Source organism: Metabacillus dongyingensis (genome assembly GCF_019933155.2).
Taxonomy (GTDB): domain Bacteria; phylum Bacillota; class Bacilli; order Bacillales; family Bacillaceae; genus Bacillus_P; species Bacillus_P dongyingensis.
Map to the genome: position 1 here is coordinate 1096302 of NZ_CP082944.1, position 12437 is coordinate 1108738.

Genomic DNA, 12437 nt, shown 5'->3' on the forward strand with positions numbered 1-12437 from the left:
CCAACTTGTATAATAGCTGTAATGATAAGGGAAGAGATAGGAGAGAGTTTCTTGGTCAGTATTAAAGATATTGCTAAAAAAGCAGGAGTTTCCATTTCGACGGTTTCATACGCACTAAACGGCAGCCCGAAAGTAACAGAAGAAACCTCTGCCAAAATTTTAGCTATTGCCAAAGATTTAAATTATATTCCTAATGCTTCGGCCCGTAACCTTAAAAAGAGAGAGACGAAAGTCATTGGTGTCTATTTGACTGATTTCAGCGGAGCATTTTATGGCCAATTGCTTCAGGGGATTTTGGAATCTCTCAGCAGGAACGACTACGGACTGATTGTGTGCAGCGGAGAGCATTCTCACCGGTATTTGCCTGAGCGCATGATTGATGGTGCAATTGTTCTCGATTCAACTTTTTCAAGCGACGAACTTTTGACGTATGCAGAGCGGGGGCACAAAATTGTGATTCTCGACCGGCAAATTGAACATCCCAATATTAATCAGGTTTTATTGGATAATAAAGCTGGCGCCACACTTGCCATTGATCATATTGTTGAAAAAGGACATACAAAACTGTATGTGGTGACAGGTCCGGAAGATTCATTTGATTCTATGCAGAGATTACACGCAGTAAGACAAGCCGCAAAAAGGTATCGGCATATAGAATATACAGAAATAGCAGGGGACTTTACTAAAGAAGCAGGTGAGCGGGCCGCTGAGCAAATAATGAATGAATATGATCAAATTGCTGCTGCCTTTTGTTTAAATGATGAAATGGCTATCGGCATGTACAATTATTTGGCTAATACAGAGTACAGGGCAGGAGAGCATATTCATATCATCGGATTTGACAACCTGGAGGTTTCACATTACACTAAGCCCCGTCTATCTACAATTGACTATTCAAAACGCAAATGGGGTGCACTGGCTTCTGAGCAATTATTGAAGCTGATCAAGGGTGTTCCTGTTGAAAATGAACGGATTTATGTTACCTTGATTGAAGGCGAATCGATTAGTGAAAAAAAAGCTTAAATGTATAAGGCGGGAGTGAAAGGAATCAGTCAGGATTCTTTTCATTCCCGTCTTTGTTTGTTCACTGACAAAATTTAATTTTGCCTGCTGTACAACCCCTAAACGTAGTGAGAAATCTATATTTAGGATCTGGCGGTGCCGTGTTTTGTATTTCTTTTTCAGAGAAGATGTTTCATACTGTAGATAGAATGAGAGGACAGCAGGTACAAATAAAAAAACTCTTATATGTTTTTCTTTGGTAAAAAATATAGTTCATGATAAGGATTACTCCATAAAAAATGATGGTATCAGAGACGGGAATATTATTAGCAGCATTAAATACTGTCATTGATAGATAATCCTAATTTCTCTTGTTTTTAATTTATTTTAAAAAACAAGTGTGCTCAATACTTAACGGGTTCGGTTCAAAGGTGCAAAATGAATATTCACAATAAAATTGTTGAATGACCATAAAGATGTTTAATTACAAATTAAGTTGCTACATTTACAATAAAGTTTGAAAACCCAGCCATGTTATTCCATTAAAGGGCCATTTAATTGAGTAAGAGGTTGAACAAAACTCCACTTTTTTATGCAACTTCCAGGCTTCTTAAGAAGCCCAAAAAGTATAAATGTATACCTCCATTATGTCCTCGACCTTTGGTTTGAGAAAAGGGTTAGAAAACAGTGCAAAGGACAAGCATAAATAGTGAGATATGCAGATGATTTTGTTTGTTGTTTTCAATATAAGAGTGAAGGTCAGGAATTCTTCCATTCTTTAAAGATGAGATTAAAGAAGTTTAACCTAGAAATAGCTGAGGATAAAACCAAAATTATTCCCTTCGGGAGGTTTGCGGAGAAAAATGCAAATCAAAAGGGAGAGGGTAAACCAGCAACCTTTGATTTCTTAGGCTTTACAAACTCAAGGAATCTAAAGAATGGTTAAAGAATAATAGAAATAAAGATATTCATATGATTATGGATAGATTCAAACGCTCACTAACAGGTTATTACAACTATTACTGCATCACAGATAATACCCAAAATGTTAACAACTTCAAAGACAAAATCCAATACTTATTGTTTAAGTGGCTCAATAGAAGAAGTCAAAGAAAATCCTTTACTTGGGGTAAGTACAGACTCTTTCTTGATAAATATCCACTACCATCACCAAGAATTAAAGTGAATATATACGATTTAAGAAAAGAGATTAGCTACATTCTGTAAATGATGACTAGGAGGAGCCGTGTGCGTTAATAGCGCAAGCACGGTTCTGTGAGGGGGGAGAAACACAATCTACCGCAAGGTAGAGAGGTTCTCTTCTACTCGACTTGTTTAAATAGAATCTTTTAAAACAATAAATGCATGAATTCCAAAGAAGGAGATTCATGCATTTATTGTTTTTTCATGTATCATTCTAAAACGCTTTATATCTTCTCTTGGTGGTAACCCAAACATCCGAGAATATTCACGACTGAATTGAGAAGGACTTTCATAACCAACCCTAAATGCTACATCGGATGCATCTGAAGACTCAGATAATAACAAACGGCGTGCTTCTTGAAGTCTCAGATGTTTTTGGTATTGAATCGGACTCATAGCAGTAACCTCTTTAAAATGCTTGTGTAGCGTTGCTACACTCATACTTGCTATTTCCGCAAGTTCTTCAACCCTGATTGTTCTTTCAAAGTTGTTCATAATATGTTCGATAACATCTTTGATACGTAAGGTACTACTCCCCTGTACTGCGATTTGTTGCAATGTAGCCCCTTGTTCTCCGTTCAGTACCCTATATAGAATTTCCTCCTTGAACAAAGGTGCAAGTACAGGAATATCCTGTGGATTGTCTAGTAAACGTACTAATCGGATCACAGCATCCAACAAAGGCGAATCTATACGGCTAACATACATAGCTCGTTTAGTGGTGCCTTTGGACTGGACAAATAACTCTGAATCCCTTAAAACATCTAATATTTCACTTGGGTTAAACTCAAGTTTGAAAGCTAAATATGGAGATTCGGGAGTGGCTTGGATGACCTGACCAGTTATAGGCAAATCAACTGATGCTATAAGGTAATCTGAAGGTCCGTACTTATAGCTTTCCCGTCCCAATAATATCTCTTTATCACCTTGGACGGTAATACACAAGGAAGGGTTGTGAACTCCATAATTTGGACCTGTAACATCGGAGAAACGAGACAAAAATAAATATGGAATAGTTGTAGAATAATATCCATCCTGACCCGTGTGCCTTTCAACTAAGTCAGCAAGTGTTTCTTGCTTTAAAGGTAATTCTTTAAACATAATATCATTCCCCCGTTAGGTGATTATTTAAATCTTGCTACATATTCATAGGATTTATAAATGGGATTAAGAGGATTAGGCAAATGTTTAAGATTAATTTGATAACGGTGGCTTTTGAGTCTGCTGCATAATAAGTTTATGCCACTGTAATACTCTTACTATCAAAATAGATAAATAAGCAAATAGGAGGAATTATTTATGCAAAAAGTAACATTAAACAATGGTGTTGAGATGCCTATTCTTGGCTTTGGGGTTTTTCAAATTCAGGATGAAAACGAATGTGAACAAGCTGTATATGATGCAATTATGGCAGGCTATCGTCTAATCGATACAGCTGCTTCCTATCTAAACGAAGAAGCTGTCGGTATAGCAATCAAGAGAAGTGGTGTTCCAAGAGAAGAATTATTTATTACTACAAAACTTTGGGTTCAGGATGCTGGTTATGAAAGCACAAAGAAAGCATTCACAAAATCACTCGAAAGACTTCAATTAGATTATTTAGATTTATACTTGATTCATCAGCCATTTGGTGATGTATATGGTTCATGGCATGCAATGGAAGAATTGTACCGAGATGGAAAGGTTAGGGCAATTGGAGTAAGTAATTTCCATCCAGATCGTTTAGTTGATTTAATTATTCATAATGAGGTAGCTCCTGCCGTAAATCAAGTTGAAACTCATGTCTTTAACCAGCAAATCGAAAGTCAAAACATTATGATAGAGAACAATGTTCAGATAGAGTCATGGGGACCGTTTGCTGAAGGGAAAAATAACATGTTCCAGAACGAATTATTAGTATCAATAGCAGAAAAGTATAATAAATCTGTTGCGCAGGTTGTCTTACGATGGTTGACACAAAGAGGTGTCGTGGCGATTCCGAAGTCTGTTCGTAAGGAAAGAATCGAAGAAAATATCAATATTTTCGACTTCGAATTAAGTCCAGAGGATATGGAAAGAATCGCAACGTTAGATACGAAAGAGAGCTTATTCTTTTCACATAGAGATCCTGCAATGGTGAAAGGGATTGGTACTCATAAAATTCATGACTAATTTTCATCGTAAAGTTAAAAAAACAAGGGATTTCCTTAGGGAAAACCTTGTTTTTTTATATTAAAATCAACTCTTATTCAACAATCGGGGGCGTTTGCTGCATAATGTGGTAGCTCGCTTCATTAATAATCATATTAACTTTTTATTTTGTTTAAGGGGTAAACCAATGAAAAAAAGAATTAGGAAAAAGCTTAATAAGAGGAACAGAGAAGAATTAGTCAAAGCCATTTATGAAGGTCATTTTAGAAAAGTGAAATTGTTAGTTCGAAGTAATTCAAGTGCAGATAACAAAGACGAGGATGGATGGACCCCACTCCATTGGGCAACACAAGTATGCCAAATGGAGATTATCCAATACCTTTTGTCTAAGGGAGCTAACATCAATACCAGGGATATTAACGGCTTTTCTCCGTTGTATCAAGCAGCCTCTGAAGGTCGTTATAAAAACCATTTCTAAGGACTTTGAAGCCACATATAACATTGACTTGAATATGATATTCAACAATCGGGGACGATTGCTTAACAAAGTGTCGCCTCTTCTTATTAGTAAAGGGCAGTTTAATGGAGCAAGCGGATTCTGAAGTTCTTCTACATAAGGGCCATTTAATGGAATAAATCTAACCGTTTCTAGAGGAAACGGTCAGATTGACGAGAGAAAGTTTATTCACTCGTATTTCTTTAAAACAATAGCTGCATTATGACCTCCGAAACCAAATGAGTTAGATAGACCCGTATTTATTTTCACTTGGCGAGCAACAGATGGTACATAATCTAGATCACATAATGGATCAGGATTTTCTAAGTTAATTGTTGGAGGAACTATCCCTTCCTTTATGCTCATTGCTAAAGCAATTGCTTCAACTCCACCAGCTGCCCCTAACATATGACCAAGCATAGATTTATTAGCTGTTACTGGAATCTGATAAGCTTGTTTTCCAAACAGCTGCTTAATAGCCATCGTTTCAGAGATGTCCCCCACTTTTGTACTTGTTGCATGGGCACTAATAACATCAATTTCTTCAGGCGATAAATTGGCATTTTTTAAAGCTGATCTCATTGCAAGATAGGCACCTTTACCTTCCGGATGTGTAGCTACGATATGGTGTGCGTCTGAACTTGCACCATATCCAATAACTTCTGCATAAATCTTTGCGTCTCTACGTAAAGCATGAGATAAAGATTCTAAGATTAGAATTCCAGCTCCTTCTGACATGACAAATCCGTCTCGATTTTCATCAAATGGACGACTAGCTTTAGTAGGCTCATCGTTTCTTGTTGATAGTGCTGTAGCATTACCAAAGCTTGCTATTGATAAATCTGTTATAGCTGCCTCCGTTCCACCCGCAAACACAACGTCAACTTCTCCATAACGAATTAATCTAAAGGCTTCTCCAATAGCTGTATTTCCAATTGCACAAGCAGAAACAGGCGACATAGAAGGCCCCATCGCGTTCCACTTGATACTAATTTGTGCTGCTGCAGCATTAGAAATCATAGCAGGTACTAGGGTCGGGCTGACTCTTCTTGGCCCCTTCTGCCTAAGCGCATCAATATTTTCAATGAAGGTTTCAATTCCACCTATACCTGAACCTACGTATACGCCAAACCTTTCTACATCTATACGATCGAGGTCTAACTCAGAATCTGCCCAAGCTTGTTCAGCTGCAGCCAAAGCAAATTGAGAAAAGCGATCTAAACGTCTTGCTTCGTTCTTTCCTAAAACTTCATCTGCATCAAAATCTTGGACGATACCTGCAATTTTTGTTTTATGATTAGTAACATCAAATGTATCAATAGTGGATATACCAGATTCCCCGTTAATCAGATTGTTCCAAAATGTTTTGATGTTGTTTCCTATAGGAGACACTACTCCCATACCGGTAATCACAACTCTTTCCACTTTTCATCCCTCCAAATCAATAATTTACTTGTATTTTACATCTCTTTTATCCTATTACAAGGGATAGTTTATCCTGGTATAATTACTACTAGGTTAAATTGATAAGATGAGGAGTTTTAAAAATGAATGATCAAACTAGGCTTGAAGCTTTGTCGACATTCTTAAAAGCTAAGCGTGCCCAAATTAAGCCAGAGTCTATTGGTTTGCCTGCCGGAACCCGGAGAAGGACACCTGGGTTACGAAGAGAAGAGGTTGCACAATTAGCAGGTGTTAGTACCACTTGGTATACATGGCTAGAGCAAGGAAGAGATATAAAAGTTTCTTCAATCGTACTTGATTGTATTTCTGCAGCTCTACAATTAAATAATGATGAAAGAGACTACATATATGACCTAGCATTAGAGGCAAAATCAGAAATTACCCATCAAGAAAAGGATCAATCAGAGCTTAGCCCTTCTTTAAAGCGAATACTAGCTGAATTAATATATTGTCCGACTATCATTACGGATCGACATTGCCATATTGTGGGCTGGAATCCTGCAGCTGCTCATGTTTTTTTAGATTTTGAACGAATACCGAATGATCAAAGAAATTTGATTCGTTTAGTGTTCACTAGAAAAGAATTAAAAGCATTGGCCGTCAATTGGGAACATTTTGCGAAAGGTTTTCTTGCTATTTTCCGTACCTATTATGGACACTATTTAGGCGATGAATGGTACAACCAATTTATTAAAGAAATGAGTCATTCACATTCAGAATTCCAGGATTTATGGCAAGAAAGTCAAGTGAGTAAGGCTCCAGAAATGGTAATTGAATTTAGACATGCTAAAGCAGGCAAAATGTTGTTTAATTTAACTTCTCTTCAAGTTCAAGGTGATATGGATTTGCGGTGCAGTATCTATACACCAGTAGAGGAAACAGATACAGAAAATAAATTAAAGCGATTAATGAAGAGGGTTTCCGTTGAAAATTAATAAAGTAATTTCATTACACTAGCGAAATGATACTGATTACTTAACGAAGTTATTATTCCTTTTGGTAAAAAGAGTTAACTTTACTGTTGTCCTCTTGTTCTGCCATGATGCTTTGAAAATACTGAACTTCTATATTGAAAAGAGATCAGTAAATTATGTAGTAGATGTCGATATTAAAGGATTCTTTGACAACGTTGAGCACAAATGGATGATGGAGTTCTTAAAACTTCGAATCGCTGACCCTAACCTACTAAGAATAATTGGTAGGTTTCTTAAAGGTGGATACATGGAGGAAAGTAAGAAATACAAAACAGACAATGGCACACCGCAAGGTGGAGTAATATCTCCGGTATTAGCCAATGTGTATCTCCATTATGCCCTCGACTTATGGTTTGAGAAAAAGGTCAAGAAACAATGCAAGGGACAGGCATATATAGTAAGGTATGCAGATGATTTTGTGTGGTGTTTTCAATATCAGAGCGAAGCTCAGGAATTCTTCCAATCATTAAAATTTAGATTAAAGAAATTTAACTTGGAAATTGCCGAGGATAAAACCAAAATTATTCCCTTCGGGCGTTGTGCCGAAAAATATGAAAAGCAAAAGGGAAATAGTAAACCAGCAACCTTTGATTTCCTAGGCTTTACACACTATTGTGGGAAAAGTAAACAAGGGAAATTTCGGGTGAAACGGAAATCGAGTAGAAAGAAAGTCCAAGGTAAATTAAAAGAGTCTAAAGAATGGCTGAAGAAGAATAGAAATAAAGATATTCAAATGATCATGGACAGATTTAGACGCTCGCTTATAGGTTATTACAACTATTATTGCATCACTGATAATACCCAAAATGTTACCAACTTCAAAGACAAAATCGAGACCTTACTGTTTAAATGGCTCAATAGAAGAAGTCAAAGGAAATCCTTTACATGGGATAAATTCAGACTATTTCTTGATAAATATCCACTACCTTCACCAAGAATTAAAGTGAATATATATGATTTAAGAAAAGAGATTAGCTACATTCTGTGAATGATGACTAGGAGGAGCCGTGTGCATTAATAGTGCAAGCACGGTTCTGTGAGGGGACGGAGTGCAATTTACCGTAAGGTAGAAAGGCTCCCTTCTACTCGACTTCTGCAGCAAGAATTGTGATCTTTCTTTATGTTAAGGGCCATTTTCTTGAATAAGAAGTTGCATAAAATCCCACTTTTTTATACAGCCACCAGGTGCGCTTGAGTGTGCGCAAACTTTTATTAATGATAAAATCCTGCATAAACAGTAAATAGTGACAGGTTGAACCCCTTAGTTCCCAAGGTGTTTTATAAGAGGGAGCTTCTGTTAGGACATATTATGTCAACCTAATATATTAACATATATACATAATTTTTGTTCTTTTTTGGAAATATAAAATTGTACCGTTTATAAGAAATAGCGTGGAAAAATGAGAAGTAATGAACTTTCTGAAAGTAGTAACCCTGAATTGTGAATAAGGAAGTGACCAGCAATGATTACCAGTTTTAAAGACCGAATCACGACTGAGCAAGTAACTGTTATTGTAATCAATGCTATATTCGGGGTAGGAATCCTCACCTTGCCCAGAACTGCAGTAGAGAAGGTGAAAACCCCAGATATATGGATCAGCGTTATTTTAGGCGGTCTGATCGCGATGATCGCAGGAGTGATCATTGTTAAATTAAGCCAACAGTTTCCCGGAAAAACCTTTTATGAATACAGTCAAGAAATTGTTGGTAAATGGGTTGGAGGGTTACTTAGTCTGCTTATTGTATGTTATTTTTTTACAGCTTGTGGGTTTCAAGTCCGAGCGCTAGCAGAAGTATCGAATTTTTTTTTGTTGGAAGGCACCCCTACCTGGGCAATCATAATGCCATTTATGTGGGTAGGTCTGTATCTGATCATTAGCGGAATAAATCCAATCGCCCGAATATTTGAAATTATCTTGCCTATTACCGTCATCTTTTTTATAATTGTTGCCTTTATGAGCTTCAAAATATTTGAAATTGATAATCTACGCCCGGTTCTAGGGCAGGGAGTGATACCGGTACTAAAAGGAGTACAGACAACTGGTCTATCATACACTGGTTTTGAAACCATTTTGTTCCTTTTGCCATTTATGAAAGAACCAAAGAAAGCAGTAAAAGCCGTTCTAATTGGAATTGCTTTACCGTTGATTTTTTATTTGATGACAGTCGTGATGGTCATCGGAGCATTTTCCGTCGATGGAGTAGTTACAAGAACATGGCCGACGCTTGATCTCATGCGAAGTTTTGAAATTCCCGGTTTGATCTTTGAACGGTTTGAGTCTTTATTGCTCGTGATATGGATTATGCAAATGTTTTCTTCCTTTACGATCTTCTACTATGGTGCTGCTTTAGGACTGGCTCAACTCTTCAAAAAAAGCATTCGTCCATTTATGTATGGCTTGCTTCCGGCTATCTACATCATTGCCATGATTCCGAAAAATATCAATGATATGTTTAAATTAGGGGATTTACAGGGCAATGTCGCGTTGTATTTATTCGGTTTACTGCCACTGGTGCTTCTAATGGTCTCGCGATGGAAGGTTAGAAAACATGAAGTAAAGTCATAACAATTTACGGTTTCTTTTGGTTTCGTTGTTGGTTCTTTTTCTCCTATCTCTTACCATAGATTTCTAATAAAGCGACTTCCGATAACTATTTTCATGTAAAATAGGCAGACAAGTTTATTCCGCAATCGGGCTATATTGTTGAGTAACTTATTTTCAAAAATGGATATATAAGTAAATGTCGGTATGAGATTGTGAAGAAATGTACTTAAAGTAACGGAGCAGGATAGTTTAATAAGTACAATAATATCGTCCTACGTATTTATTGCTTGTTTTTGAGGGAAAGTCAGGTAATTTAGATTAAAACGTATGCAAATGTCGCTCTTGTTTGGAATAGCAGAGATGTAACTAGCCCTATTATTAAAGAAAATGCAGAAATTTGCCAAAAGACCTGTCCGAATTTCAAAGGATTTAGCGGTGAAATGGAGGAAACTTCAGAAGTATTTAACAGCTTTTTTAAGAATGGAAAGTATGAGTTTAAAAAGTATCAAAATGATTTGCTATTTGATTATGAAGGATTTTTAGGAAGGAATTTATCAGCGTCCTATGCTCCGAAAAAAAATGACGAAGAGTATGGAACTATTTATTTTGAAGAAGCCTACGTTAGAAAACTGATCGTTCTTCTTGCGTAAAAGATTTTTATGTATTATAATGTAATTGATCAATCACTAACTATTGTTGAAGCAGGTGTTTTATGTTGACTAGACCAAAAAAAGAGGAACGCAGGGAAGATATTCTTGAGGCTAGTTTGGAAGTATTTTCCGAAAACGGCTATTATAATACAACTACTGCACTCATTGCAGAAAAAGCTGGAATATCACAACCATATGTTTTTAGATTTTTTAAAACAAAAGAGGAGTTATTCATAGCAGCTCTTGATCGTGCATATGAAAGGATACTCCAAACGTTTAAAAATGTAGAGGCAGAGCCTGAGCAATTGGTCACCAAAATGATTGAAGCTTATGAAGAGTTATCTGTGTCACATCCTAATGAAATTGAGCTGCAAGTCATTGGACTTTCAATCACAGAAGAAACCATAAAAAAGTCTACAAAATCAGGTCTTTCTAGTATTAGGAACTACATTTTGGAAAGGTTTCATTCAGCAGGTATTCCCAATTCGGAAAAAGAAGTTACGACATTCTTAGCAAGAGGAATACTTTGTAATATTTCTTATTTTATCGACTTTCCGGAACTTATTGATGGAAAAGGTAAATAGCCGAGTATCTCGGTTTTTCATTTCAAATTTTAGTTAGTGATCAATCACTAACTAAAATTTGAAATATAGGAAATACCTTTAACTTTTTTCTGATGTGTTCTAGTTGATTTAAAGGAGATGATAGCAATGTGAAACAAAAAAATTATTCTTTTAACAACTTCAATAATATTAGGCATAATAGCCATTGAGACATTATTATTTTTCATTTTAAAATGAGTAAAAGAAAATTGGTAGGCATAAATCACTAACTAAGTTTTTTTAAAATTAATTGTAATTGATCAATCACTAACTAAGGATTTTTTAATAAAATTTAATTGATTAATCACTAAATAAAAGGAGAGGTAAAAAATGAATAAAGCAATCGTATTAGGAGCAACTGGCGGGACTGGTCAAGTAATTGTTACAGAACTATTATCCAGAGGAATAGAAGTGATTGCATTTGGACGGTCTGAAAATAAATTAAAGGATTTAATCACACAACACCATTCTACACCATTGTTAACATACAAACTTGGCGATATCTTTGAATATCAAACCATTGTCGAAGCAGCAGTTGATGCGGATGTAATATTTCAGTGTGCAAATGTTCAATATCATGAAATGGCTGATAAACTACATTTACTTGGAGAAAGTGTGATGAAAGCAGCAGATATTTTAGGCAAGAAAATTGTAATAGTTGATGGAATTTATGTCTACGGCCGCCAAATTGCAAAAGGAGATGAAAATCATTTAAAAAAACCTCATACAAAAAAAGGGAGTATTAGGGTAGAATTTGAGAATTTAGTATTTGATAAGAAATGGAAGAATGCAAAAGCATTAATTGTAAGATTACCGGATTATTATGGTGTAACTTCTCAAAATTCTTATTTACAACCTACATTGACGGGGCTAGCTGCAGATAAAATATCTGTTTTTATAGGCAATTTAAAAACACCAAGAGAATATGTTTATTTACCAGATGCAGCTAAGATGATTGTGGAAATAGCAATCAAAGATGATTCCTATGGGGAAAATTGGAATATTCCTGGCGGAGGATTGATTACAGGAAAAGAAATAATAAAAATTGCACACGAAATAACTGGAAATAGAAAATTAGTCATTCCTTTAAACAAAAATGCAATTCGAATCATTGGCTTATTTGATCCAGTTATGAGGGAAGCAGTAGAAATAATGTATCTTACAGAGGAAGGATTTATTCTAAGTGGTGAAAAATATGAAAATAGAATAGGGAAAATTGCAGCAACACCATATAAAGAAGGACTAGAGGAAACGTTAAAACTGTTAATGAAAAAAGGAAAATCTTAAAACGACATTTTAAACAATGATTCTTCCGCAATCGGGCGCATTTCTGGAATAAGGAAAGCGTCCGTTTCCATGTTTCCCAACAA

12 protein-coding genes and 1 pseudogene are annotated in these 12437 nt (G+C 36.0%); 11 read left to right on the forward strand and 2 right to left on the reverse strand.

Annotation, left to right across the window (positions count from 1 at the left end):
• Positions 1-51: 51 nt before the first annotated feature.
• From K8L98_RS05450 to K8L98_RS05460, 3 genes are all read left to right on the forward strand, one after another.
• The gene (locus K8L98_RS05450; protein WP_223440273.1) at positions 52-1023 is read left to right on the forward strand and encodes a LacI family DNA-binding transcriptional regulator; all 972 of its coding nucleotides are present in this window, start codon (positions 52-54) and stop codon (positions 1021-1023) included.
• Between the two features lie 688 nt (positions 1024-1711).
• Positions 1712-1948: a reverse transcriptase domain-containing protein gene (locus K8L98_RS05455; RefSeq protein ID WP_223440274.1), complete on the forward strand. Its 237-nt coding sequence runs from the start codon at positions 1712-1714 to the stop codon at positions 1946-1948.
• Between the two features lie 32 nt (positions 1949-1980).
• A complete protein-coding gene (locus K8L98_RS05460) occupies positions 1981-2229 on the forward strand; it encodes a group II intron maturase-specific domain-containing protein (protein ID WP_240549815.1) in 249 nt (82 codons plus the stop codon).
• A gap of 159 nt (positions 2230-2388) precedes the next feature.
• On the opposite strand, the gene K8L98_RS05465 is transcribed toward K8L98_RS05460, so the two are convergent.
• A complete protein-coding gene (locus K8L98_RS05465; RefSeq protein ID WP_223440275.1) occupies positions 2389-3306 on the reverse strand; it encodes an AraC family transcriptional regulator in 918 nt (305 codons plus the stop codon).
• A gap of 198 nt (positions 3307-3504) precedes the next feature.
• Between K8L98_RS05465 and K8L98_RS05470 the strand changes: the two genes are divergently transcribed.
• The gene (locus tag K8L98_RS05470; RefSeq protein ID WP_223440276.1) at positions 3505-4356 is read left to right on the forward strand and encodes an aldo/keto reductase; all 852 of its coding nucleotides are present in this window, start codon (positions 3505-3507) and stop codon (positions 4354-4356) included.
• Positions 4357-4462: 106 nt separating this feature from the next.
• Positions 4463-4813 carry an ankyrin repeat domain-containing protein gene (locus K8L98_RS05475; RefSeq protein ID WP_223443199.1) on the forward strand — a complete coding sequence of 117 codons (351 nt, stop codon included), beginning with the start codon at positions 4463-4465 and terminating at the stop codon, positions 4811-4813.
• A 207-nt stretch (positions 4814-5020) separates the two neighbouring features.
• On the opposite strand, the gene fabF is transcribed toward K8L98_RS05475, so the two are convergent.
• Positions 5021-6256, reverse strand: coding sequence for a beta-ketoacyl-ACP synthase II (gene fabF, locus K8L98_RS05480; protein ID WP_223440277.1), 1236 nt, complete (start codon positions 6254-6256; stop codon positions 5021-5023).
• A 122-nt stretch (positions 6257-6378) separates the two neighbouring features.
• Between fabF and K8L98_RS05485 the strand changes: the two genes are divergently transcribed.
• The 6 genes and pseudogenes from K8L98_RS05485 to K8L98_RS05510 all read left to right on the forward strand — a co-directional run bounded on the left by K8L98_RS05485 (position 6379) and on the right by K8L98_RS05510 (position 12354).
• Positions 6379-7230: a helix-turn-helix transcriptional regulator gene (locus tag K8L98_RS05485; protein WP_223440279.1), complete on the forward strand. Its 852-nt coding sequence runs from the start codon at positions 6379-6381 to the stop codon at positions 7228-7230.
• A gap of 112 nt (positions 7231-7342) precedes the next feature.
• Positions 7343-8257 (forward strand): reverse transcriptase domain-containing protein, encoded by a 915-nt coding sequence (locus K8L98_RS05490; RefSeq protein ID WP_223443201.1) that lies wholly within the window; start codon positions 7343-7345, stop codon positions 8255-8257.
• Between the two features lie 475 nt (positions 8258-8732).
• Positions 8733-9836, forward strand: a complete 1104-nt coding sequence (locus K8L98_RS05495; RefSeq protein ID WP_223440281.1) for a spore germination protein — start codon at positions 8733-8735, stop codon at positions 9834-9836.
• Between the two features lie 296 nt (positions 9837-10132).
• Positions 10133-10423 (forward strand): annotated as a pseudogene (locus K8L98_RS05500) (class I SAM-dependent methyltransferase); the annotation flags it as partial.
• Positions 10424-10530: 107 nt separating this feature from the next.
• Positions 10531-11049 (forward strand): TetR/AcrR family transcriptional regulator, encoded by a 519-nt coding sequence (locus K8L98_RS05505; RefSeq protein WP_243550998.1) that lies wholly within the window; start codon positions 10531-10533, stop codon positions 11047-11049.
• Between the two features lie 348 nt (positions 11050-11397).
• Positions 11398-12354, forward strand: coding sequence for an NAD-dependent epimerase/dehydratase family protein (locus K8L98_RS05510; RefSeq protein WP_223440285.1), 957 nt, complete (start codon positions 11398-11400; stop codon positions 12352-12354).
• Positions 12355-12437: the final 83 nt, after the last annotated feature.